This is a genomic window from Ralstonia edaphi (assembly GCF_958350185.1).
In the GTDB taxonomy this organism is placed as follows: domain Bacteria; phylum Pseudomonadota; class Gammaproteobacteria; order Burkholderiales; family Burkholderiaceae; genus Ralstonia; species Ralstonia edaphi.
Genome location: NZ_CATWHI010000005.1, coordinates 379,459 through 401,778, shown reverse-complemented (window position 1 = coordinate 401,778; position 22,320 = coordinate 379,459). Strand labels below are relative to the sequence as shown.

23 protein-coding genes are annotated in these 22,320 nt (G+C 65.4%); 2 read left to right on the top strand and 21 right to left on the bottom strand.

What is annotated here, in order from left to right; all coding sequences use genetic code 11:
- The first annotated feature begins 2 nt into the window (after positions 1–2).
- Positions 3–737, top strand: a complete 735-nt coding sequence (locus tag R2669_RS19405) for an aspartate/glutamate racemase family protein (RefSeq protein WP_092970622.1) — start codon at positions 3–5, stop codon at positions 735–737.
- Between the two features lie 67 nt (positions 738–804).
- Positions 805–1,506, top strand: coding sequence for a GntR family transcriptional regulator (locus R2669_RS19400; RefSeq protein ID WP_316901754.1), 702 nt, complete (start codon positions 805–807; stop codon positions 1,504–1,506).
- 134 nt (positions 1,507–1,640) lie between these two features.
- Here R2669_RS19400 and aceA read toward each other — a convergent pair whose 3' ends face one another.
- The 21 genes from aceA to R2669_RS19295 form a co-directional block, all read right to left on the bottom strand.
- Positions 1,641–2,945 (bottom strand): isocitrate lyase, encoded by a 1,305-nt coding sequence (aceA, locus tag R2669_RS19395; RefSeq protein ID WP_024975843.1) that lies wholly within the window; start codon positions 2,943–2,945, stop codon positions 1,641–1,643.
- Positions 2,946–3,336: 391 nt separating this feature from the next.
- The gene (locus R2669_RS19390; protein ID WP_147216572.1) at positions 3,337–3,756 is read right to left on the bottom strand and encodes a gamma-glutamylcyclotransferase family protein; all 420 of its coding nucleotides are present in this window, start codon (positions 3,754–3,756) and stop codon (positions 3,337–3,339) included.
- On the bottom strand, positions 3,753–4,250 hold the full coding sequence (rraA, locus tag R2669_RS19385; protein ID WP_027677514.1) for a ribonuclease E activity regulator RraA: 498 nt from the start codon (positions 4,248–4,250) through the stop codon (positions 3,753–3,755). Before rraA ends, R2669_RS19390 begins: the two co-directional genes overlap by 4 nt.
- Before the next feature lie 46 nt (positions 4,251–4,296).
- Complete coding sequence (locus R2669_RS19380) at positions 4,297–6,012, bottom strand: thiamine pyrophosphate-binding protein (protein ID WP_316901753.1); 1,716 nt, start codon at positions 6,010–6,012, stop codon at positions 4,297–4,299.
- A gap of 69 nt (positions 6,013–6,081) precedes the next feature.
- Complete coding sequence (locus R2669_RS19375; protein ID WP_316887689.1) at positions 6,082–6,918, bottom strand: LytR/AlgR family response regulator transcription factor; 837 nt, start codon at positions 6,916–6,918, stop codon at positions 6,082–6,084.
- A 3-nt stretch (positions 6,919–6,921) separates the two neighbouring features.
- Complete coding sequence (locus tag R2669_RS19370) at positions 6,922–8,190, bottom strand: sensor histidine kinase (protein ID WP_316901752.1); 1,269 nt, start codon at positions 8,188–8,190, stop codon at positions 6,922–6,924.
- Positions 8,190–8,501, bottom strand: a complete 312-nt coding sequence (locus R2669_RS19365; protein ID WP_102067086.1) for a 2TM domain-containing protein — start codon at positions 8,499–8,501, stop codon at positions 8,190–8,192. Before R2669_RS19365 ends, R2669_RS19370 begins: the two co-directional genes overlap by 1 nt.
- Positions 8,502–8,631: 130 nt before the next feature.
- A complete protein-coding gene (locus R2669_RS19360) occupies positions 8,632–9,591 on the bottom strand; it encodes a CysB family HTH-type transcriptional regulator (protein ID WP_316901751.1) in 960 nt (319 codons plus the stop codon).
- 42 nt (positions 9,592–9,633) lie between these two features.
- Positions 9,634–10,743, bottom strand: coding sequence for a sulfate/molybdate ABC transporter ATP-binding protein (locus tag R2669_RS19355; protein ID WP_316887685.1), 1,110 nt, complete (start codon positions 10,741–10,743; stop codon positions 9,634–9,636).
- A 109-nt stretch (positions 10,744–10,852) separates the two neighbouring features.
- Positions 10,853–11,830 (bottom strand): sulfate ABC transporter permease subunit CysW, encoded by a 978-nt coding sequence (gene cysW / locus R2669_RS19350; protein ID WP_316901750.1) that lies wholly within the window; start codon positions 11,828–11,830, stop codon positions 10,853–10,855.
- Between the two features lies 1 nt (position 11,831).
- Complete coding sequence (gene cysT, locus R2669_RS19345; protein WP_316901749.1) at positions 11,832–12,746, bottom strand: sulfate ABC transporter permease subunit CysT; 915 nt, start codon at positions 12,744–12,746, stop codon at positions 11,832–11,834.
- Between the two features lie 117 nt (positions 12,747–12,863).
- Positions 12,864–13,538, bottom strand: coding sequence for an RBBP9/YdeN family alpha/beta hydrolase (locus tag R2669_RS19340; RefSeq protein WP_316901748.1), 675 nt, complete (start codon positions 13,536–13,538; stop codon positions 12,864–12,866).
- A gap of 7 nt (positions 13,539–13,545) precedes the next feature.
- Entirely contained in the window at positions 13,546–14,430 is an 885-nt protein-coding gene (locus tag R2669_RS19335; protein ID WP_102067081.1) for an EAL domain-containing protein, read from the bottom strand.
- A 40-nt stretch (positions 14,431–14,470) separates the two neighbouring features.
- Positions 14,471–14,686, bottom strand: coding sequence for a TOBE domain-containing protein (locus R2669_RS19330; protein ID WP_004626558.1), 216 nt, complete (start codon positions 14,684–14,686; stop codon positions 14,471–14,473).
- Between the two features lie 70 nt (positions 14,687–14,756).
- Entirely contained in the window at positions 14,757–15,596 is an 840-nt protein-coding gene (locus R2669_RS19325) for an ATP-binding cassette domain-containing protein (RefSeq protein ID WP_147216555.1), read from the bottom strand.
- 19 nt (positions 15,597–15,615) lie between these two features.
- Positions 15,616–16,422, bottom strand: a complete 807-nt coding sequence (ssuC, locus tag R2669_RS19320; protein ID WP_316887680.1) for an aliphatic sulfonate ABC transporter permease SsuC — start codon at positions 16,420–16,422, stop codon at positions 15,616–15,618.
- Between the two features lie 18 nt (positions 16,423–16,440).
- Entirely contained in the window at positions 16,441–17,604 is a 1,164-nt protein-coding gene (ssuD, locus tag R2669_RS19315) for an FMNH2-dependent alkanesulfonate monooxygenase (RefSeq protein WP_316887679.1), read from the bottom strand.
- Positions 17,605–17,647: 43 nt separating this feature from the next.
- The gene (locus R2669_RS19310) at positions 17,648–18,679 is read right to left on the bottom strand and encodes an aliphatic sulfonate ABC transporter substrate-binding protein (RefSeq protein WP_316901747.1); all 1,032 of its coding nucleotides are present in this window, start codon (positions 18,677–18,679) and stop codon (positions 17,648–17,650) included.
- Between the two features lie 5 nt (positions 18,680–18,684).
- Entirely contained in the window at positions 18,685–19,677 is a 993-nt protein-coding gene (locus tag R2669_RS19305) for a sulfonate ABC transporter substrate-binding protein (RefSeq protein WP_316901746.1), read from the bottom strand.
- Between the two features lie 115 nt (positions 19,678–19,792).
- The gene (gene ssuE, locus R2669_RS19300; protein ID WP_316887676.1) at positions 19,793–20,416 is read right to left on the bottom strand and encodes an NADPH-dependent FMN reductase; all 624 of its coding nucleotides are present in this window, start codon (positions 20,414–20,416) and stop codon (positions 19,793–19,795) included.
- A 37-nt stretch (positions 20,417–20,453) separates the two neighbouring features.
- Positions 20,454–21,473, bottom strand: a complete 1,020-nt coding sequence (locus R2669_RS19295; RefSeq protein ID WP_316901745.1) for a sulfate ABC transporter substrate-binding protein — start codon at positions 21,471–21,473, stop codon at positions 20,454–20,456.
- Positions 21,474–22,320 lie beyond the last annotated feature (847 nt).

The window sequence follows — 22,320 nt, the reverse complement described above, 5'->3', positions numbered from 1 at the left end:
ACATGGACATCCGCATCATCAATCCCAACACCACGACGAGCATGACCGCGCTCATCGGCCGCTGCGCGCAAGCCGCGGCCGCATCGGGCACGCGCATCACGGCGGTGAGCCCGAAGATGGGCCCGGCTTCCATCGAAAGCCATTACGACGAAGCGCTCTCGGTGCCCGGCATCCTGGAAGAAATCCGCCACGGCGAACGCGATGGCGCCGATGCCTACGTCATTGCCTGCTTTGGCGACCCGGGCCTCTACGCCGCGCGTGAACTCGCGCACGGCCCGGTCATTGGCATCGCCGAAGCGGCCATGCACATGGCCAGCCTGATCGGTAACAGCTTCAGCGTGGTGACGACGCTCGAGCGCACCGTCGGCATGGCCTGGCACCTGGCCGAGCGCTACGGCATGCGGCATGCGTGCCGCAACGTCCATGCAAGCGACCTGCCCGTGCTCGATCTGGAGAAGCCCGGCTCGAACGCGCGCCAGATCATCCTGGAAGCCTGCCGCAGCGCGCTTGCGCAAGACCGCAGCGACTGCATCGTGCTCGGCTGTGCCGGCATGGCCGACCTGTGCGAAGACCTGAGCGCCGAGCTGCACGTGCCCGTCATCGACGGCGTGGTGGCTGCCGTGAAGCTGGTCGAAGCACTGGTCGGCATGCGGCTTTCCACCAGCAAGCGCGGCGACTGGGCCCGGCCGCTTCCGAAACCCTATACAGGGATGCTTGCCCCGTTTGCGTTGGCGTAGCGCAAAGCGGAGTGGCGCATTTGCTACCATGCACCATTCCGCTTTTTCTTCTGCACCGCCACCTGCCATGCCCGCACCCGCACGGGAACCTGCCGACAGCCAACCAGCTGCCGAACCGATTTACCAGGGCCTGCTGACGGCCATCATGGAGCACCGACTGCCGGCCGGCACCAAGCTGGTCGAAGAACGGCTGTGCGAAGCGACGGGCGCCGGCCGGCCGCGCATCCGCCAGGTGCTGGCGCGTCTGGCGCATGAGCATCTGGTGACCCTCGTGCCGAACAAGGGCGCGTTCGTCGCGCAGCCTTCGGTGAAAGAGGCGCGCGACGTTTTCCAGACGCGCCGCATCATCGAACCCGAACTGGCCAGCATGCTGGCAAACGCGTGCACGCCGGCAAAAGCCAAACGCCTGCGCGAACACATCGCAGCTGAACACACCGCACGCGAACGCGGCGATCGGGCGGCCACCATCCGTCTGTCCGGCGAATATCACGTCCTCATTGCAGAGATGGCCGGCAACCATGTGCTGGAACGGCTGACGCGGGAGGCGGTGTCACGCACCTGCCTGATCATCACGCTCTATGACCGCCCCGGCCTGCCCGCCTGCCCCGAGCACGAGCACGACACCCTGACCGAAGCGATCGCCACCGGCGATGCCAAGCGTGCGCACGACCTGATGCGCGAGCATCTGGAGCACATCGAGCACTCGCTCGACCTGCACGCGACTCCCACGTCGGCGCTGGATCTGGAATCGATCTTCAAGCGCGCCTGACGGGCAACGCAGCAACACGCCGCAATCGCGATAGACGAAAAAAAACCGCGCCCTGAAGGGAACGCGGTTCGAGAGGCCAGCGTGTGGTCAGCACGGCTGGCCCTGCTGCCCGGATGCCGGATGCGTCGGCAACCTCAGGCAACCTTCTTGGCTTGCGCCGTTTCTTCGAAGAATTGTTCGTCTTCCGTCGAGCCCTTCAGCGCCGTGGTCGACGCCTCGCGTTCGATGGTCTGCGTCACCGCGTCGAAGTAACCCGTCCCGACTTCGCGCTGATGCTTCACGGCGGTGAAGCCCTTTTCCGCCGCCTTGAATTCGGCCTCTTGCAGCTCCACGAATGCGCTCATCTGGTTGCGGGCATAGCCGTACGCCAGGTTGAACATCGAGTAGTTCAGGGCATGGAAGCCGGCCAGCGTGATGAACTGGAACTTGTAGCCCATCGCGCCGAGTTCCTTCTGGAAGCGGGCAATCGTCACGTCATCCAGATTCTTCTTCCAGTTGAACGACGGCGAGCAGTTGTAGGCCAGCATCTTGCCCGGGAACTTGGCGTGGATGGCTTCGGCAAACTTCTTGGCGTATTCCAGATCCGGCTTGCCGGTCTCGCACCACACGAGGTCGGCCACTTCCGCATACGCCAACCCACGGGAGATGGCTTGCTGCAGACCCGGCTTGGTGCGGTAGAAGCCTTCAACGGTGCGCTCGCCGGTGCAGAACGGCTTGTCGTTCTCGTCCACATCGGTGGTCAGCAGGTCGGCAGCTTCTGCGTCGGTGCGGGCGATCAGCACGGTCGGCACGCCCATCACGTCGGCAGCCAGACGGGCGGCCACGAGCTTGCTCACGGCTTCGCGGGTCGGCACCAGGACCTTGCCGCCCATGTGGCCGCACTTCTTCACGGCGGCCAACTGGTCTTCAAAGTGGACGCCTGCGGCACCGGCCTCGATCATGGCCTTCATCAGTTCGAACGCGTTCAGCACACCGCCGAAACCGGCCTCCGCATCGGCCACGATCGGCGCGAAGAAATCGATGTCGTCCTTGCCTTCCGACCACTGGATCTGGTCAGCGCGCTGGAACGTGTTGTTGATCTTCTTGACGACCTTGGGCACCGAATCCACCGAGTACAGCGATTGGTCCGGATACATCTCGCCGTTGCTGTTGGCGTCGCCCGCCACCTGCCAGCCCGACAGATAGATCGCCTTCAGGCCCGCCTTCACCTGCTGCATGGCCTGGTTGCCCGTCAGTGCGCCCAGGGCGTTGACGAACGGCTCGTTGTTGATCAGGTCCCACAGCTTTTCGGCACCACGCTTGGCCAGCGTGTGCTCAATCTGCAGCGAACCGCGCAGGCGCACGACATCTTCAGCGGTGTAACCACGCTTGATGCCCTTCCAACGCGGGTTGGTATCCCATTCCTTCTGCAGCTTTTGCACTTCGAGTTCGCGTGACATCGCACTCTCCTGTTTGATCGCATCCATCAAATAAAAACCGGTAACTCACTCTGCACCTTGCGCCGCTGGCACCCTCTTGGGGTGCCGCTGGGTGGCGCAAGTCATATGTCTTATATAAGAGTGTAGAAACGGCGAGTGCAGCGCAACAAGGGGAACCTATTGCCTGACAGAAGTTTTTCTTCTTTATCTTTCAAAGACTTATCGCCATCATTCCATGATGCGGAAAGATTTTTTCTATGATGAAAGGCGGCGATGGTGCTGTGCGATGCGGAATTTTTGCGGACCAAAAAGCCTTTCCGCATTATGAAAAAACAAAAGAACTGCTCGTCACATCCCGCCGCCAATAAAAAACGCCGCATGGGCGGCGTTTTCTTGGAGCGTAAAGGGCGCCTCAGGCACGCGCCAAGCGATGCGTCACCCAATCCCCGCACGTGATCACAGCGCGCCCAGCAATGTGTTTGGGGCTGACCGGATACACAATGCAGTCGACCGGTTCGCTGCCCAGCATGACGGCGTGGTTCTCGCGCAGGAACAGCGCGTCCCCGCCCGGGTAGACCTCTTCGATCTCGTCCAGCACCGGAACGAGCGCCGCGTCGATCCGATACACATCGCCGCGCACGGCGGTGCCGGTCGGGTCCAGCACGAGGCCGGGGTACGCACCAAAGTCGTACAGGCGGCCGTGCAACATGGCCGTACCGAGCAGCTCCGGCTCGGGAATGCCGCGCTTTGCAGCAGCAACCCGCAGGTCGTTCGCCTCACCGGCGCGCAGCGTGCCGTAGACGAACACGTGGACGGCGTTGGCGCGGCTCATTCCAGCATGTCCTGCGAAACCAGCACGCCGTCTTCATCGGCATAGACCCACTCGCCGGACTGGATGTATGCGCCCGGCATCTGCACGCCCACCTCGCGCTGGCCGGCGTTCTTCTTGATGCTCTTGCGCGGATGCACCGCCAGGGCGTGGATGCCGACGTTGCATTCGGCCAGCTCGCGCGTATCGCGCACGCAGCCGTTGAGCAGAATGCCCTCCCAGCCGTTCTCTTCGGCCAGCTTGCCGAGATTGCCGCCGACCAGCGCGCAACGCAGCGAGCCGCCGCCGTCGATCACCAGCACGCGGCCAGCGCCCTGCTCTTCCAGCGCGGCGCGTACGAGGCCGTTGTCCTCAAACACCTTCAGCGTGGAAGCCGGGCCGGCAAACGCGGCGCGCTTGCCAAAGCTGCGGAAGACCGGCGTGAGCACACGCAGGCTTCCGTACACCAGCTTGTCTTCGTGCATGTCGCACAGGTCGGTTACAGGAATCATCGTCATGGCAATGGGTGGATGGCGTTGGCGAAAACGAAAAATGAAAGCGGAATCAACTGCGCGACTGTGCCCGCAACGAATCGATCGTTGCGCGCGGGCTGATGATGTTCGGATCGGTCTGCACTTCGATGACGGACGCAACGCTTGCCGCCAGCGCGGTTTCCACGGCCGACTGAAAGCCTTCGAGCGAGCGCACCGTGTGCCCTTCGGCGCCGTAGGCTCTGGCCAGCGCGGCGAAGTCGGGGTTGCGCAGCTCGGTCCCGCTCACGTGCTCGGGATACTCGCGCTCCTGGTGCATGCGGATGGTGCCGTACATGCCGTTGTTGACCACGATAAAGATCACCGGCGCGTTGTATTGCATGGCGGTCGCCAACTCTTGGCCGTTCATCAGGAAGCAGCCGTCGCCGGCCATGCAGATGACAGGCGTGTCAGGGCAGATGATCTTGGCTGCCACCGCAGCGGGTGCGCCATAGCCCATCGCGCCGCTCGTGGGCGCAAGCTGCGTACGCGAGCCGGCCGCCAGCGGGCCATATTGGTAGAAGCGATGCAGCCACGTGGCGTAGTTGCCTGCGCCGTTGGTCAGGATGCTGTTCTGCGGGAGGCGTTCACGTAGCCACTGCATGGCGCGGGCCATGTCGATGCCCTTGCCACCGAACGGCGGCGGCGCGATGTTGGCGCGGTAGTCGGCGTTGGCGGCTTCTGTCCACTCAGACCAACGCGGCGGCGCATCCGGCGACACGCCATCCAGCGCCTCGGCAATCGCCGGCATCGACGCGTGGATCATCAGGTCGGCCTGGTAGACACGCCCCAGCTCTTCCGCGCCGGCATGCACGTGAACGAGCGTCTGCTTGGGCCGCGGCACATCGAACAGCGTGTAGCCCGAGGTTGTCATCTCGCCCAAGCGTGTGCCGATGGCGAGCACGACGTCGGCGTCTTTCACGCGCGCCGCGAGCTTCGGGTTGATGGCGATGCCGACATCGCCGGCGTAATTCGGGTGGCGGTTGTCGAACAGGTCTTGCCGGCGGAACACGCAGCCAGCAGGCAAATTCCAGCGCTCGGCAAAGGCTTGCATGCGGGCGGCCGCTTGCGGCGTCCAGCCGGAGCCGCCCAGCAGCAGCAACGGGCGCTCGGCGTTCTGCAACAGCGTCTTCAGTTGGGCAAGGTCATGCGGGCTGGGCCACGCCATCGCGCGAGGCATTGGCGGCACATCCGGCACGGTCGCAACCTCGGTCAGCATGTCTTCCGGCAACGCCAGCACAACCGGGCCGGGGCGGCCCGCGGTGGCGGTCTGGAAGGCGCGTGCGATGTATTCGGGGAGGCGCTCGACGCTGTCGATCTGCGCGACCCACTTGGCCATCTGGCCGAACATGCGGCGGTAGTCGATTTCCTGAAACGCTTCGCGATCGACGAAGTCGCGGCCGACCTGCCCGATGAAGAGGATCAGGGGCGTGGAGTCTTGGAATGCGGTGTGGACACCAATGCTGGCGTTGGTGGCGCCCGGCCCGCGCGTGCAGAAGACGATGCCGGGGCGGCCGGTGAGCTTGCCGTAGGCGTCGGCCATGTTGGCGGCGCCACCCTCTTGCCGACAAACGATAAAGCGTGCGCGGTCGCGGCGCTGGTAGAAGCCTTCGAGCACGGAGAGGTAGCTCTCGCCCGGCACGCAGAACGCCAAATCGACGCCGTGGGCCAGCAGTGCATCGACAAGAATCTGGCCGCCGTGGCGTGGCTCGGCAACGTTGCTGGCAGGGCGTGCGGCGGGTGTCTCCATGGCGGGTGCTCTCGCTCTCTCGATCCGTTGATGACACGAAGGATCATAGCGGAGCCGCCGCTGCGGCGACTACATCTGCCGGAACAAATGCGCGTATTGCCGCGCGACGGGCAGCGTCTCGGTGCGCCCGCGTATCTTCAGCCCCAGACGGCCCAGCGACAGATGCACGGCGCTCGACACATGCGCCACGTTGACCACCGTACCGCGATGCACCTGCCAGAAGTGCTCGGGGTCGAGCTGGGTCAGCAGCTCGCGCAGGCTGGTGCGAATGAGGGATTCGCCACTGCCGGCCACCACGTTGACGTATTTGTCGGTCGCTTCCAGGTAGATCACGTCGTCCACGGGAATGAAGCGCACCTCCTGCCCGACCAGCGCCTTGATGAAGCGCAGATAACCGCCCTGCGGCGTGGCTCGCGTTTGGGCCGCGCCCTGCAGCCCGGCAAGGCGCTCGACGAGTTCAGCCAGCGTCTGCGCTGGGTCCGTGGCGGCAGTGGCGGCGGCGTTGCCGTTCGGGCGCGTGCCGAGCCGGTCCTTCAGCCGCTTGACGGTCTCGGCCAGGCGCTCGGTCTGCACGGGCTTGAGCACGTAGTCGACCGCGGCCTGCTCGAAGGCGTCGAGTGCGAACTGGTCATACGCGGTGACGAACACAACCAGCGGCCGGTCTTCCCTGGCCGACAGCTCGCGCGCCACGTCGATGCCCGACAACCCCGGCATGCGGATGTCGAGAAAGACCACATCAGGCGCCTGCCCGTCGGCCGCGTCGTCAATCATATCGAGCGCCGATTGGCCGTCGTGCACGGCCGGCAGCAGCGTGGCATCGGGCCACAGCGCCGTCAGCTCGGCGACGAGGTTCTCAGCCAGCGCCGGTTCATCGTCGGCAATCAGCAAGCGGGGGGAAGCAGGCATCGATCAGGTTCCGGCGGGTGCGCGCGAAGACGGCGCAGCGGTGGCAGTGGCGTTGGCGGCGGCGCGCGAGAAGCGGCAGCGCCATTCCGGCGCGTCGGGTTGAGACGGTGCAGGCGCCGTTTCGTGCGACAACGGCAGCTCGACGATGATCGTCACGCCGTGCGGCACGGTCTCGGTGATCGTCAGACGCGCGTCGCCATCAAACAGGCGCGACAGGCGTTCACGCACGTGCGTGAGCCCCAGCCCCGAGCCCGTGGCACCGTCGTTGCCGAAGCCGACGCCCGTGTCGCGCACTTCCAGCACGAGGCGCTCGCCGTCATTGCCGGCAGCCAGGCGCGCTGACAAAGCAATCTCACCGCCCTCGCGTGCGGGCTCGATGCCGTGCACCACGGCGTTTTCCACCAGCGGCTGAATCAGCATGGGCGGGATGACGATGTTGGCGATGGCATCGTCCAGCGCCAATGAGAACCGCAGCCGACTGCCGAAGCGCAGCGCCTGGATGTCGAGATACGCGCGCAGCAGCGCAAATTCCTGCGCCAGGGTGCACTGCTCGGCGCGTGCGTGCGAGAGCGAGCTGCGTAGAAAGCCGATCAAATGCTGCAGCAGACGCCGCGCGGCGGCCGGGTCGCGTGCAATCAGCACATCGACGTGCGCCAGCGAGTTGAAGAGGAAGTGCGGCTCGATCTGCGCCTGCAGCGCCATCAGCTGCGCACGCACCACCTGCTTCTCGGCCTCTTCGCGCTCCAGGGCGTCGAGAGCGGCCTGGCGCTGCAGTGCCGCGAGCTTGCCGCGCGACCAGTAGTAATACGTTGCCCCAAGCGCGGCCAGCATGGCGATGATGAAGCTCATGCGCAGGCTGTCCGCGCGCCAGGGTTCTGCGTTGGGGCTGTTCAGGCACAGGATCGTCCGCGCGATCCACTGCCCCAGCGGCACGCCGATCAGCACTGCGCCCACGATGATCCACGGAAACACCTTCTTGTTCGGCGGGCCGTCGCCCCAGAGCACGTGGCGCGGGATCCCGATCAGCGAGAACATCGCCAGCCCGATCGCCTGGCTGAAAACGAAGTCTTTCCAGAACGTCTCTTCCGGACGGATGCCGAACGCAAGCACAGCCGCGATCAGCGTATTGATGACGATGATGGCGGCGTAGCGGATCACCCAACGCCGGGCCAGGCGCAGGCAGTCAGCAAGCGAAGGAAACGACACATTGGCGAACATGCGGGCGATCTTACCGGAGGGTTCTCCGGCGTTGAAGCTTGGGGTTTCCCGCATCACCGGCGGCCGGCTTGCTCACGCAAACGGGCGAGTTCCTGGTCAACCATCCGCTGGTAACCGTTGCCCCGGCTCCAGGCCAGGCTCAGGCCGTGTGCCGCCAGGCCCAGCCCCCAGCCCAGCAGCGGCCAGACAAACCAGAACTGGCCGCGCGACAGCGCAATCGCCGCCAGCCCGGCGTTCACGGCCAGAAAAGACAGCAGATGAATCCGGAAACCCAGGCGCGCGCCGGCGTGGTGGCGCGCGCGGCGCAGCAGCGCGGCGTCGGATTCAGCGGATTGGGCGTTCTGTGTGTAGGGCGCGGCGGACATGGCGGTCTCTGGGGGAACCGAAGATGTCCGCAGTATAGGAATGGCGCCCAGGCAGACGCCATGCCGATGCGACGAATGGCGGGATTGGACGGATGAACGGTGCGCAACCGGGTCCGCCCCGGGGGGACGATTACGCCGCCAGCGCCTCCCGCGCGGATTGCGTCACCACCGTCGAAGCCACCGCTTCCGCCACCGTTTCGCGCGACAGGTGCGGCGCGAACATCCCGATGAAGTCATGCGCATAGCCGCGCAGGTACGCGCCACGGCGCACCGCCACACGCGTGGTGTTCGGCTCGAACAGGTGATCGGCCCCGATGCAGACGAGGTTGTCGTCCTTGCGCCCGTCATACGCCATCGACGCGATGATGCCCACGCCCACGTCCAGCGCCACGTACGTCTTGATCACGTCGGCATCCATGGCGGTCAGCACGATCTCAGGGTGCAGGCCGGCGCTGGCAAATGCTGCATCGATGTTGCGCCGGCCCGTGAAGCCCGCGTCGTACGTGATGAGCGGGTATTGCGCCACGTCTTCCAGCGTCGGGAGCGGGTTCTTCGTCAGCGGATGGTCCGGGCTGACCACCAGCACGTGGCGCCAGCGGTACGCCTCGAACGACGTCAGCCCCGGCTCGTTGGCCACGGCTTCGGTGGCGATACCGATATCGGCCTGCCCCGTCAGCAGCAGCTCGACGATGTGCGAGGGCGACGCCTCCTGCAGCGCCAGCGTGACGTGCGGGTATTCCTTGCGGAACGACTGCACCACCTTCGGCAGCGCATAGCGCGCCTGCGTGTGCGTGGTCGCCACGGTCAGGCGGCCGGATTGTCGGGCGGAGAATTCCTCGCCGGCCTGGCGCAGGTTTTCGGCTTCGAGCAGCAGGCGCTCGACAATGCGGACGATCTCGCGGCCCGGTTCGGTCAGGCCCGTCAAACGCTTGCCGTACCGCTCGAAAATCTCTACGCCAAGCTCATCCTCCAGCTCGCGAATCTGCCGCGACACGCCGGGCTGCGATGTGTACAGCGCGTTGGCGACTTCGGTCAGGTTGAACTGGCGGCGCACCGCCTCGCGGATGGAACGCAGTTGCTGGAAGTTCATGGCTCGTGTCCTCTCGTATTTGGTTGTCGTCGGAGCGTCGTGTTACACGGCGGCTTGCGCGACGGGCCGTGCATTGCCTTGCGCGAACACGCGGATCGCGCGCGGGCGCACCACCAGTGTTTCGCCTTCACGGAAGCCCTCGATGCGGAAACGCTCGATGGGCAGGGAGACTTCGATGATGTCGTCGGTGTCTTCGCGCTCCAGCTCCAGCTGCGCGATGGCGCCCAGCGTGAGCGCGCGGCGCAGCGTCACGGGAATGCCCTCGGCGCCCGGCGCATAGCGCTCCAGGTCGATTTCATGCGGGCGCACGAAGGCCACGGCCTGATCGGCGCGGGACGAATCCACACCGCCCGACGGCACGGCGATGGCGGAATCGCCCACGTGCAGCACGCTGCCGCCCTCGCCCTCTTCCAGGCGGCCGTGGAACAGGTTCACGTTGCCGAGGAAGCCGTAGACGAACGGCGTGGCCGGCGTGTTGTAGACCGCATCGGGGCTGCCGACCTGCTCCACCTGTCCGCGGTTCATCAGCACCACGTTGTCGGCCACTTCCAGCGCCTCTTCCTGGTCGTGCGTAACGAACAGGCTCGTGACATGCAGATCGTCGTGCAGGCGGCGCAGCCAGCGGCGCAGCTCCTTGCGCACCTTGGCATCGAGCGCGCCGAAGGGTTCGTCGAGCAGCAGCACACGCGGCTCCACCGCCAGCGCGCGCGCCAGGGCAATCCGCTGACGCTGCCCGCCAGACAGCTGCGGCGGGTAACGATCGGCCAGCCAATCCAGCTGCACGAGTTCCAGCAGTTCCTTCACCTTCGCGCGGATCTGCGCTTCGCTCGGCCGCTGCGCACGCGGTTTCACGCGCAGGCCGAACGCCACGTTCTCGAACACCGTCATGTGCTTGAACAGCGCGTAATGCTGGAACACGAAGCCGACCTGGCGCTCGCGCACATGCTGGTCCGATGCGTCTTCGCCGTTGAGGTGAATCGTGCCCGAATCGGCATGCTCCAGCCCCGCGATGATGCGCAGCAGCGTGGTCTTGCCGCAGCCCGACGGGCCCAGCAGCGCAGTCAGTTCGCCCTGCTTGAAGTCGAGCGAAACATCGTTGAGGGCAACGAAGTTGCCAAAGCGCTTGGTGATGTGTTGAACCTGGATGCTCATGCTGCGTTCACCTCCTTACATATATCGCTATCTCGCCCGTCGCGGTGTCGGTGACCGGCAACATTCGCGGTCGTGCGCATCCCCGCCGCGCGGGGCCCCTGCTTACTGCTCATGCTGCCCCTTCCAGCGGAGATTGCACGGAGATGTGCGAGTTCGAAATCGACGATGACGGTGCGATGCGTGCGCCCGGACCTTCGCCCACGCCGGCATCTGCATCAGCCAGCTCGCGACGGCTGCGCCATTCGACCAGCGTCTTCAGCGCCAGCGTCACAAGCGCCAGCAATGTCAGCAGCGACGCCACGGCAAACGCGGCCGCAAAGTTGTATTCGTTGTAGAGAATTTCCACGTGCAGCGGCATCGTGTTGGTCAGCCCGCGAATGTGGCCCGACACCACCGACACCGCGCCAAACTCGCCCATCGCCCGCGCGTTGCACAGGATCACGCCGTACAACAGGCCCCACTTGATGTTCGGCAGCGTTATGCGAAAGAACGTCTGCCAGCCCGAGGCGCCGAGCACGATGGCGGCCTCTTCCTCTTCGCTGCCTTGCGCCTGCATGAGCGGAATCAGCTCGCGCGCCACGAACGGAAACGTGACGAACACCGTCGCCAGCACAATGCCCGGCACCGCAAAAATGATCTTGAAATCGTGATCGGAGAGATACGGCCCGAACCAGCCCTGCGCGCCGAACAGCAGCACGTAGATCAGGCCGGCAATGACGGGCGACACCGAAAACGGCAAGTCGATCAACGTCAGCAGCAGGTTCTTGCCGCGAAACTCGAACTTGGCAATCGCCCATGCCGCCGCCACGCCAAACACCACGTTCAGCGGCACGGCAATCGCTGCGGTGGTCAACGTGAGGTAGATCGCCGAAAGCGCATCGGGCTCGATCAACGCCTCGACATACACATCGACGCCCTTCTTGAACGCCTCGACAAACACGCTCGCCAGCGGCACGAACAGGAACAACGCCAGGAACACGAACGAAACGAGGATCAGCGTTGCACGCACCCAGGCGGATTCTGCGGTGGCGCCCCGGCGGCCACCAGCGGGCGCCTGACCAAGTTGACGGGAAACAGTACCGGCCATGTCAGGCTCCAGCTGCCGCGTTGGCGGTCGGGGGTTCGGGGGCACGCTCGATGGCGTCATTGCGATTGCCGCGGCGGCGCGTCCACGCTTGCAGCAGATTGATGACCAGCAGCAGCGTGAACGAGATACCGAGCATGACGACGGCAATGGCCGTGGCGCCCGCGTAATCGAATTGCTCCAGCTTGGAATAGATCATCAGCGGCGTGATCTCGGAAACCATCGGCATGTTGCCGGCGATGAAGATGACCGAGCCGTATTCGCCGGTGGCACGCGCAAAGGCCAGCGCGAAACCGGTCAGCAATGCGGGCAGCAAGGTCGGCAGAATCACGCGAGTGAAGGTCTGCCAGCGCGTGGCGCCCAGGCTGGCCGCCGCCTCTTCCAGTTCGGCCTCGAGATCTTCCAGCACCGGCTGCACCGTGCGCACGACAAACGGCAGGCCGATGAACGTGAGCGCCACCACGATGCCCAGCGGCGTGAACGCGACCTTCAGCCCCAGCGGTTCCAGCCGCGAGCCGATCCAGCCATTCGGCGCGTACAACGCGGTGAGCGCAATACCGGCCACCGCAGTCGGCAGCGCAAACGGCAGGTCGACCAGCGCATCGATCAGCCGCTTGCCCGGAAAGCGATAGCGCACCAGCACCCACGCCACGATCAGCCCGAACACGAGGTTGATCACCGCCGCGATCAGCGAAGCCCCGAACGTCAGCTTGTACGACGCCACCACGCGCGGCGCGGTGACGGTCGTCCAGAACGCGTCCCACGTCATGGTGAGCGTCTTGAGGACCGTTGCCGACAGCGGAATCAGGACGATCAGCGCGAGGTAGAGCAGCGAAAAGCCCAGCGCCAGCCCGAAGCCGGGCAGCACATTGGCGGGCTTACGCCGCTTGGAGGAAAAAAACGCGGAAGGCAGGCTCATCAGCGCACCGATAAAAATGGCCGCAGAGCAAAACACTGCGGCCGATATGCAGATGAACCGATTGTGGCGGACCGTTCTTATGACGAAAACGAATATTTGCGCATGTGCATCATCGTTTTAGATATAAGGGGTGCTCGGTAAGACATCCCACTGCGCTTGCCAGTCTGCGCCGTCGCGGGTGGTGTCTTGCGCACTTGCGCGGCCGATCAGCCGATCGAGCAAGGTCAGGCCTGCGTCCCATTCACCGAGGTTGGAATCGGCGTTGATATGGCCGGCCTCGCCGGCATCCACGAACTCCGTGCCCCAACGCGCGGCCCAGTCGATGGCGCTGCCTTGCGGCATCCATGGGTCATTGCGGCTGGCGACAAGCGTGGCCGGGAACGGCAGCGTGCGGCCGGGGAGCAGATCCCGCACGCCGAACTTGTCCGGATCGGCCGGCGCGACCAGCAGCACCGCGGCCACCGCCTCCTTGGTCTGCACCGCCCAATGCAATGACGCCAGGCAGCCGAAGCTATGCGCCACCAGGATGACCGGGCGTCTGCTGCGCGTGGGCGGACGCTCGGCAAGCGCCGCATGCACCGCCTCGCCCACACGGGCAGACCAGCGCGGCAGGTCAGGCGTCGACCAATCCGTCTGCTCCACGCGGCGCCATGCCGGGAAGCGCTGCTCCCAGCGCGTCTGCCAGTGGCCGGGGCCGCTGCCATGCAAGCCGGGAACGGTCAGGAAGACGGCGTCAGCCGGCCACTGCCAGGCGGGTGCGTCCGATGCGGTTGCGGGTGCGCTGCGTGCCATGTCGTGCTCATTGCGTCAGAGAAAGGCCGGCGGCGGATTGCTGCTGTTGCACCAGCGGCGCCTGCGCCATGGGCACCACCTGGGGCGCGGGGGCCGCGTCCGGCTCAGCTTCCGCGCCGGGCAGGATGCTGCCCTGCACATACGTGATACCGGCAGCACGGGCCAGTTCCAAGTCGCTCGGGCGCTCGCAACGCCGCAAGGCCAGCGTCACGCCCAGCTCGCGTGCCGAATCGGCCAGCGACACCACGTTCCGCGTACGCCAATCGCGCCGCGCATCGAGCTTCAGATAGGCGGGCTTGGCATGCACGAGCAGCGCGCCAGCCTCCGCCGGGTCCGACGCCTGCACGGCGACGGCAAAACCGTTGCGCCGGTAATTGTCCACCACGAACAGCAGCAGCCCCAGATCGTCATTCGCCGTCGACGGCACCTGGATGACGAACTGCTCCGGGTGCAGCCCCAGCGCCGTCACCGCACGGTGGAACGCCTTGCCGTGGTCGGCCGCCACCGCTGCCAGCAACCGGCCATGCACATTGACGACCAGCCGCCCCGCATCGGTGCGCGAAAAATAGTTGAGCGTATGCACCAGCCGGCACAGGCGGTCCAGTTCAACCAGCGTGCTGTCATCCGACGCCAGTGAAAACACCTTCCACGGGTTCAGGCCCAGATCGCCGTCGCGCGTCCACGTGCGCATCAGCGCTTCGTGGCCGGCGGGCGTCAGCGCGCCATCGGCGGCAAGCTGCCAGACCGGTTCAAACAGGCTGGTGAGCGCGCAGTGGAAGAACTGACCCTGCACGCGGCCGGTGGCATCACGCCACAAATGGCGATCCGGCGTCGGGGCGCTCGGCAGCGTGCCGAGAAATTGTGCGAGTGCTGTGGTGTGCATCAGGCTCATGGGTGAGGCTCCTTGTTGGGTCGCCGTCTCCTCCCCGTCCTTACAGTTTGGCGATCGAGACTTCAGTCGCCTTCACCAGCGCAACCACTTCGCTGCCGATCTTCAGGCCAAGGCTGTCGACCGAGCGCGTCGTAATGACCGAGGTGACGATGCCGGCCGGCGTCTCCACGTCGATCTCCGAGAGCACGTCGCCCCGGATGATCTCCTTGATCTGCCCGCGGAACTGGTTGCGTACGTTAATCGCTTGAATGCTCATGATGTTCCTTCTTAGGTGACAACGGCACTACGTGCCAATGAATGTTTTCAGGAGAAAGGTTTGCAGCGCCTTACACGGCCCAGCGCACCGCAGTGGCAGACACGTCGAAGGGTGATGCCCACGCCGTGTGCGGGCGCACATCGGTCACTTCGTTCGGATCGGTCTTGCGCTGCATCACGCGGTTGAGGATCGCTTCTTCCAGCCGGGCAAACGCGGGCGAACCACGATGGCGCGGACGCGGCAGGTCGATGCGCTCGTCCAGCGCGATGCGGCCGTCTTCGATCAGCACCACGCGGTCGGCCAGCGCCACCGCCTCGGCCACATCGTGCGTGACAAGCACGGCCGTAAAGCCCAGGCGTTGCCACAGGCCTTCGATGAGGTTCTGCATGTCGATGCGCGTGAGCGCGTCGAGCGCGCCCAGCGGCTCGTCCAGCAGCAGCAGGCGCGGCCGATGCACCAGCGCACGCGCCAATGCCACGCGCTGGCGCTGCCCGCCCGACAGCCGTGCCGGCCATTCCCCTGCCCGCTCGGCCAGACCGACTTGCGCGAGCACTTCAGCGGCCTGCGCACGCTGTGTTTTCGGCAGGCCGAGCGCGACGTTGTCGAGCACCTTTTTCCACGGCAGCAGGCGCGCATCCTGGAACATCACGCGGGCATCGTCGTGCAGGCCGTCTTCAGCTTCGCCATCGCGCCGCAGGTGGCCGTCGTCAATGCCTTCCAGCCCGGCGATCAGCCGCAACAGCGTGCTCTTGCCGCAGCCGCTGCGCCCGACGATGACGACAAACTCGCCCGGGGTGATGTCCAGATCGATGCCGTGCAGCACTTCACGGTCGCCATAGCGTTTGACGACGTGCTCGATGTGCAGGGCGGTGCCGGCCAGCGCGGCGTGTTCGGTAGCGTTGCTTTGCATGCGTCTCTCCAATTCAGCCTCAGGCCGCTGCTTGATAACCAGGGTGCCAACGCAGCCAGAAGCGCTCCAGCGCACGCGACAGCAGATCGGCCAGCTTGCCCAGCAGCGCGTACAGCAGGATGCCCAGCAGCACCACGTCGGTCTGCAGGAACTCGCGCGCATTCATCGTCATGTAGCCGATGCCGGCCTGCGCAGACACCGTCTCCGCCACGATCAGCGTCACCCACATCAGGCCGAGCGAAAACCGCACGCCCACCAGGATCTGCGGCAGCGCCCCCGGCAGGATCACCTCGCGATACAGCTGCGCACGCGAGAGCCCGTAGCTGCGTGCCATCTCCACCAGGGCCGGATCGACCGAGCGAATGCCGTGATACGTATTCAGGTAGATCGGGAAGAACACGCCCAGCGACACCAGGAACAACTTGGCCGATTCGTCGATGCCGAACCACAGGATCACGAGCGGAATCAGCGCGAGCACCGGGATGTTGCGAACCATCTGCAGCGTGGTGTCGAGCAGCGTCTCGGCGGTGCGGAAGGTGCCGGTCAGCAAGCCCAGCGCCAGCCCCAGCGAACCACCGATCGCAAAGCCCAGCAGCGCGCGCCACGTGCTCACGGCCACGTGCGTCCACAGCTCGCCCGAGCGTGCCAGCGCTACGGCGGATTTCGCCACGTCCAGCGGTGCCGGCAGGATGCGGTTCGACAGCCAGCCCCACTGGGCCGAGGCCTGCCACAGCACCAGCAGCAGCAGCGGCACGATCCACGGCGCCAGGCGTTGCCGGGCGGTGCGCAGGAACGTGTTTGTCTTCGGTTTCGATTCGGATGCCATGAGCGTGTCCTCCCAGGCTCAGCTTGCCGCCACGCGCGGCACGATGCCCGTGGCAATCACTTCGCCAAACGGGCCGTTCAGCACGTTGCCCGGCAGCTTGTCGCGCACCGAGCGCGGCAACAGCGGGAACACCAGTTCGGCAAAACGGTAGGCCTCTTCCAGATGCGGATAACCCGAGAGCACGAACGTATCGATGCCCAGCTCGGCGTATTCCTGCATGCGCGCGGCCACGGTTTGCGGATCGCCCACCAGCGCCGTGCCGGCACCACCGCGCACCAGGCCCACGCCGGCCCACAGGTTCGGGCTGATCTCCAGATCGGCGCGCGTGCGCTTGACGCCATTGGCATGCAGCGCGGCCATGCGTTGCTGGCCGGCCGAATCCATCTTGCGGAAAGCCTCTTGCGCGCGCGCAACGGTGTCGTCGTCAAGCTTGCTAATGAGCTTGTCGGCGGCGGCCCAGGCTTCTTCATCCGTCTCGCGCACGATCACGTGCAGGCGGATACCGAAGCGCACGGTGCGGCCATGCTTGGCAGCGCGCGCCCGCACGTCGGCCAGCTTCTCAGCCACGGCGGCAGGCGGTTCGCCCCAGGTGAGATACGTGTCGACCTGCTCCGCTGCCAGTTCGTGCGCCGCCTCCGACGACCCACCGAAATACACCGGCGGATGCGGCCGCTGCACGGGCGGATACAGCACCTTTGCGCCCTTTACGCTGAGATGCTTGCCGGTGTAATCCAGCGCGGCGCCTTCGTGGCTGGCCGCCAGCGTTTCGCGCCAGATGCGGATGAATTCTTCCGAGGCTTCGTAGCGTTGCGCGTGGTCCAGGAACAGGCCATCGCCGGCCAGCTCCGACGGGTCGCCACCGGTGACGAGGTTCACCAGCAAGCGGCCGTTCGACAGACGGTCGTACGTGGCGGCCATGCGGGCGGCCAGTGTCGGTGCCATCAGCCCGGGGCGCACTGCCACCAGGAAACGCAGGCGCTTGGTGACGGGAATCAGGCTCGCGGCCACGATCCACGGGTCTTCGCACGAGCGGCCGGTGGGAATCAGCACGCCCTCGTAGCCGAGCGTATCGGCGGCTACGGCCACCTGCTGCAGATAGGTTTGATCGACCTGACGTGCGCCCTCGGCAGTGCCGAGATAACGGCTGTCGCCGTGCGTCGGGATGAACCAGAAAACTTGCATGACAGCTCCTTGGACTGTGTTGTTCTCAGATCAACGCAACAACTCAAGCGCGGGCGATGGCCAGTTGCGCCGGGGTCGGGTGCCAGACCAGTTCGATCGGCTTGACCGGGCGCGGAATCAGCCCCAGCCCGTGGAAGGCATCGGCCACGCGCTGCTGTTCGGCCACCGCTTCGGGCGTGACCGGCCGCACGGGCGAAGGCGGCCGGCGCGACAGGAACAGATGCACCGTCGCCAGCGACAACCCGGAGAAATCTGCAATGCGCTGCGCGGCTTCCTTGCGGTTCTCCTGCACGAGGCGATCGGCGCGCGACAGCTCTGCAAAGATGGCGGCGATGGTGTCGCCGTGCTTTTCCGTAAAGGCCGTCGGCGCGAAGTAGAACGAGTTGTTGGACGACAGCGTGCGCCCGGTGGCCAGCACGCGCGGCTTGATCGCCAGTTCCGTAGCGGCGTAGTACGGATCCCAGATGCCCCAGGCGTCGACACTGCCGCGCTCGAAGGCGGCGCGCGCGTCGGCCGGCGTCAGGTACACGGGCTGGATGTCGGCAAAGCTCAGCCCGCCCTTCTGCAGGCCCCGCACGATCAGGAAATGCGCGCTCGAACCCTTCTGCAGCGCCACGCGCTTGCCCTTCAGGTCGGCCAGCGTCTTGAGCGTCGAATCCTGCTGCACGAGGATGGCGGAGCTGTCCGGCTTGGGCGGCTCCACGCCCACGTAGCGCAAATCCTTGCCGGCAGCCTGCGCGAACACCGGCGGCGTATCGCCCGTGATGGCGAGGTCGAGACTGCCCGCTGACAGCGCTTCGAGCTGCTGCGGCCCGGCCGGAAACTCCAGCCAGCTGATCTTGGTGCCCGGAAAGCGCTGCTCCAGCGCCCGGTTTTCTTTCACGATCACGAGGTTGACCGCGCTCTTCTGGAAACCGATGCGCAGTTGCGCGGGCGGCGTCACCTTGGGCAGGCCGCCAGCCGCTGGGGCGGCGGTTGCGGCATTGGCAGCGTGCGCGACCGGCCCGAGCGTGGCCAGCGATGCGCCCGCCACGGTGGCGCCCAGCAGGCGGCGGCGTTGGATGTCGATCGTCATGGCCATCAGCGCGCAGCTTGCTGCGTCGTCGGCTGCCACGCCGCATCGGCCACCTTGACGGGACGCGGGATCAGCTTGAGCGTGTGGAACGTATCGGCAATGCGCTGCTGGTCGGCCAGCGCCTCGGCCCCGACCGGCTGGATGCCGTAGGCAATGCGCGACACCGAACGCGCCACCACGGCCGGCTCCAGGCCGAGCTGCGGGCCGAGAATGGTCGTCACATCCTTCGGGTTGGCCGCGGCCCAGGTGTCGGTCTTTTTCAGTTCATCCAGCACGATGTTCAGCACATCGGGCCGCGCGCCCGCATAGCCCTTCGAGGCCAGGAAGTACTGCGAGTTGTTGACCACGCCCGTGCCGTCGGCCAGCACGCGCGCGCCCAGCTGCTGCTCAGCCGCGGCAAAGAACGGGTCCCAGATCACCCAGGCGTCGATGGCGCCGCGCTCGAAGGCGGCACGCGCATCGGCGGGCGTGAGGTACACGGGTTGGATATCGCTGTAAGGCACGTTGGCCTTTTCCAGCAGCTTCACCAGCAGGTAATGCACGTTGGAGCCCTTGTTGAAGGCGACGCGCTTGCCTTTGAGATCGGCCACGCTCTTGAGCGGCGAAGTCTTCGGCACGATGATCGCCTCGCCGGCCGGCGCGGGCGGCTGGTTGCCGACGTAGACGAGGTGCGCCCCGGCAGCCAGCGCGAAGATCGTCGGCGCTTCACCCGTGGTGCCGAAATCGATGGCGCCCACGTTCAGGCCTTCCAGCAACTGCGGGCCCGCCGGAAACTCGGTCCACTTCACTTCGATGCCCTGCGCGGCAAGGCGCTTTTCCAGCGTGCCGCGCGCCTTGAGCACCGTCAGCGTGCCGTACTTCTGATAGCCGATGCGCAGCTGCTTGGCGGCGGTCGGGGGCGCCGCATCGCTGTTGGCAAATGCGGCGGGCGCGCCGAGCGTGGCAAGCAGCGTGGCGGCAATGGTCAAAGTCCTGCGCAGGGGCGAATGGGTTTTCATGGCAAGTCCGGTCGATGCGGGGTGTATGGGCGGCACGATCCGCGCGCAGCGGCTGCGCGGCGTGACAACAACGGGAAAGCAGTGAGCGCGTGTGTAAGGCGGCGCGGTCAGCGCATCACGCCAGACATCGCATTCGTTCTGCGTCGGCGGCCTGGAACGTGGCGCGCACCGCGCTGCGGCTCGAAACGATGACCTGCGCCACGGCCGGATGCCGTGCCAGCGCCAGTGCCTGATGCACGCGCTCCACGCCGTCATCCAAGCGCTGCTGCAGCGCTGGGTCGACGCTCACGCCGTCATCTGCCACAACGATCTGCGAGTCGACTGCAAAGATGCCGGGCAGGATCGAACGCGCCGCCAGCGCCGTCAGCACGGGGCGCAGCGCATAGTCGATCGCCAGCGTATGGGCGAGGCTGCCGCCGGTGGCAATCGGCAGCACGACCTTGTCGCGCAGCCCGCTCTGCGGCAGCAGATCGAGGAATGTCTTGAGCAGCCCGCTGTAGGCCGCCTTGTAGACCGGCGTGGCGAGAATCACCACGCCTGCCGCTTCCACCCGCGCCACCGCATCGGCGATGGCGGGGGCCGACACCTGCGCGCCGAGCAGCGCGTCGGCCGGAAGGCTGCGCAGGTCCAGGTGGTCCGCCTGCTCGCCGGCGCGTTCGAGCTGCGCACGCACGTGGCCCAGCAGGCGCGCAGATCGCGATTGCGCCGAAGGGCTGCCGGAAATCGTCAGGATTTGCATGATGCGGATCACCCGATGTCGTTACGTCGTGTGGGCCTTACTTGCCCGGTTGATAGAGCTGGTCAAACTGCCCGCCGTCGGCAAAGTGCGTCTTCTGCGCCTTCTGCCAGCCGCCGAACGTGTCGTCGATGGTCACAAGCTTCACCTTCGGGAATTCGCTCTCGTGCTTCTTCGCCACGGCCGGGTCGGTCGGGCGATAGAAATTCTTCGCACCGATCTCCTGCCCTTGCGGCGTGTACAGGAACTTGAGATACGCCTCAGCGGCCTTGCGCGTGCCCTTCTTGTCGGCCACCTTGTCTACCACCGCCACCGGCGGCTCGGCCAGGATGGAAATCGACGGCACCACCACGTCAAACTTGTCCTTGCCTTCCACGCGCGCCGCCAGCAGCGCCTCGTCTTCCCATGCGATCAGCACATCGCCGATACCGCGCTCGGTAAAGGTGGTGGTTGCACCGCGCGCGCCCGAATCGAGCACCGGCACGTTCTTGTAGAGCTTCTGCACGAAATCCTTGGCGGTGGCGTCCGAACCGCCCGGCTGCTTCAGCGCATAGGCCCAGGCGGCCAGGTAATTCCAGCGTGCACCGCCGGAGGTCTTCGGGTTCGGCGTGATGACGGCGATGCCCGGCTTGACCAGGTCATTCCAGTCCTTGATGCCCTTCGGGTTGCCCTTGCGAACGAGGAAGACGATGGTCGACGTGTACGGCGAGGCGTTGTGCGGCAGGCGCTTCTGCCAGTCCTTGCCGGTCAGGCCGCGCTCGGCGATCGCGTCGATGTCATAGCCCAGCGCCAGCGTCACCACATCGGCATCCAGCCCGTCGATCACGGAGCGCGCCTGCTTGCCCGAACCGCCATGCGAAGCGCGCAGGGTGATGTCCTCACCCGTTTCGGCCTTCCACTTCTTGGCGAATTCGGTGTTGATTTCCTTGTACAGCTCGCGCGTCGGGTCGTACGACACGTTCAGCAGTGTCGTTGCCGCATGCGCACCCACGGTTCCCCCCGCCACGATGGCAGCCGCTGTAGCACGTACAAGCGTGTTGAAAACAAACTTGCGAATCATCTTGCAGCTCCGTTTCTGATCTCTGATGGATTTGGAATAGGAGCAAGACTACCGAGCGGGTCTTGTACGGGGAACGAATGGTTTCAGGGAATGTTCATCGTTTTTTGCATAAAGGCGGGGTTGGGGGCTGCGCGGATGCAGTGCAAAGGGCGGTGAGCGGGCATGCGAGCTTGGTGCTTGAGGGTCAAACCCTCGGCGTTGGATGTCGGAAACCCGAGCTTGGGCCTTGGACAGCGGGACTCCACGGGTTTTGGGTGGAGGTCGGGCCTTGGAGAGACGTTGGGTCGACTGTTTTTGGGTGGCGCTTGGGGGTTGGAGGGTGGAACTTGAGGGTTTTAGGGTGACGCTTGAGTGTTGGAGGGTCGAAGGCGGCGGTTTTTTTCGCTCGGCTTGGATGTCGGAGGGTCGAGATTGAAGGTTTGGGGGTCGAGATTGAAGGTTTGGGGGTGGAGGTTGAGGGTTTTAGGGTGGAGTTCGGGACTTGGAGCGTGGGACTTGAGGGTTTTAGGGTGGAGTTTGGGTCTTAGACGGTGGGGCTTGAGGGTTTTGGGGTCGCGGGGGGAGTGTCAGGATTTCCGTGTTCCAAAGGGGCTTCCTTGCCCCGGGTTTTTTTGTTGGTGGTCCATCTCTGTTTCACCCCCTGCCGGGGGCGACTCACTTTCTTTGTCTTGCCAAAGAAAGTAAGCAAAGAAAGGCGCGCCCGAGATGGCGAAGGATTCCTTGAATTTATGTCGCAGAGAGGGGAAGGGAAAAACTCGCTTCGCTCAGACAGTTTCCCTTCCTTTTTCCTCTCTGCAACAGAAATTCAAGGCGCCATCTAGGGCAAGGTACGGCCACACCATCGAAG

Coding starts and splice junctions, on each gene's coding strand:
- R2669_RS19405 (WP_092970622.1), top strand. CDS start 3: ATGGACATCCGCATCATCAATCCCAACACCACGACGAGCATGACCGCG.
- R2669_RS19400 (WP_316901754.1), top strand. CDS start 805: ATGCCCGCACCCGCACGGGAACCTGCCGACAGCCAACCAGCTGCCGAA.
- aceA (WP_024975843.1), bottom strand. CDS start 2,945: ATGTCACGCGAACTCGAAGTGCAAAAGCTGCAGAAGGAATGGGATACC.
- R2669_RS19390 (WP_147216572.1), bottom strand. CDS start 3,756: ATGAGCCGCGCCAACGCCGTCCACGTGTTCGTCTACGGCACGCTGCGC.
- rraA (WP_027677514.1), bottom strand. CDS start 4,250: ATGACGATGATTCCTGTAACCGACCTGTGCGACATGCACGAAGACAAG.
- R2669_RS19380 (WP_316901753.1), bottom strand. CDS start 6,012: ATGGAGACACCCGCCGCACGCCCTGCCAGCAACGTTGCCGAGCCACGC.
- R2669_RS19375 (WP_316887689.1), bottom strand. CDS start 6,918: ATGCCTGCTTCCCCCCGCTTGCTGATTGCCGACGATGAACCGGCGCTG.
- R2669_RS19370 (WP_316901752.1), bottom strand. CDS start 8,190: ATGCGGGAAACCCCAAGCTTCAACGCCGGAGAACCCTCCGGTAAGATC.
- R2669_RS19365 (WP_102067086.1), bottom strand. CDS start 8,501: ATGTCCGCCGCGCCCTACACACAGAACGCCCAATCCGCTGAATCCGAC.
- R2669_RS19360 (WP_316901751.1), bottom strand. CDS start 9,591: ATGAACTTCCAGCAACTGCGTTCCATCCGCGAGGCGGTGCGCCGCCAG.
- R2669_RS19355 (WP_316887685.1), bottom strand. CDS start 10,743: ATGAGCATCCAGGTTCAACACATCACCAAGCGCTTTGGCAACTTCGTT.
- cysW (WP_316901750.1), bottom strand. CDS start 11,830: ATGGCCGGTACTGTTTCCCGTCAACTTGGTCAGGCGCCCGCTGGTGGC.
- cysT (WP_316901749.1), bottom strand. CDS start 12,746: ATGAGCCTGCCTTCCGCGTTTTTTTCCTCCAAGCGGCGTAAGCCCGCC.
- R2669_RS19340 (WP_316901748.1), bottom strand. CDS start 13,538: ATGGCACGCAGCGCACCCGCAACCGCATCGGACGCACCCGCCTGGCAG.
- R2669_RS19335 (WP_102067081.1), bottom strand. CDS start 14,430: ATGAGCCTGATGCACACCACAGCACTCGCACAATTTCTCGGCACGCTG.
- R2669_RS19330 (WP_004626558.1), bottom strand. CDS start 14,686: ATGAGCATTCAAGCGATTAACGTACGCAACCAGTTCCGCGGGCAGATC.
- R2669_RS19325 (WP_147216555.1), bottom strand. CDS start 15,596: ATGCAAAGCAACGCTACCGAACACGCCGCGCTGGCCGGCACCGCCCTG.
- ssuC (WP_316887680.1), bottom strand. CDS start 16,422: ATGGCATCCGAATCGAAACCGAAGACAAACACGTTCCTGCGCACCGCC.
- ssuD (WP_316887679.1), bottom strand. CDS start 17,604: ATGCAAGTTTTCTGGTTCATCCCGACGCACGGCGACAGCCGTTATCTC.
- R2669_RS19310 (WP_316901747.1), bottom strand. CDS start 18,679: ATGACGATCGACATCCAACGCCGCCGCCTGCTGGGCGCCACCGTGGCG.
- R2669_RS19305 (WP_316901746.1), bottom strand. CDS start 19,677: ATGAAAACCCATTCGCCCCTGCGCAGGACTTTGACCATTGCCGCCACG.
- ssuE (WP_316887676.1), bottom strand. CDS start 20,416: ATGCAAATCCTGACGATTTCCGGCAGCCCTTCGGCGCAATCGCGATCT.
- R2669_RS19295 (WP_316901745.1), bottom strand. CDS start 21,473: ATGATTCGCAAGTTTGTTTTCAACACGCTTGTACGTGCTACAGCGGCT.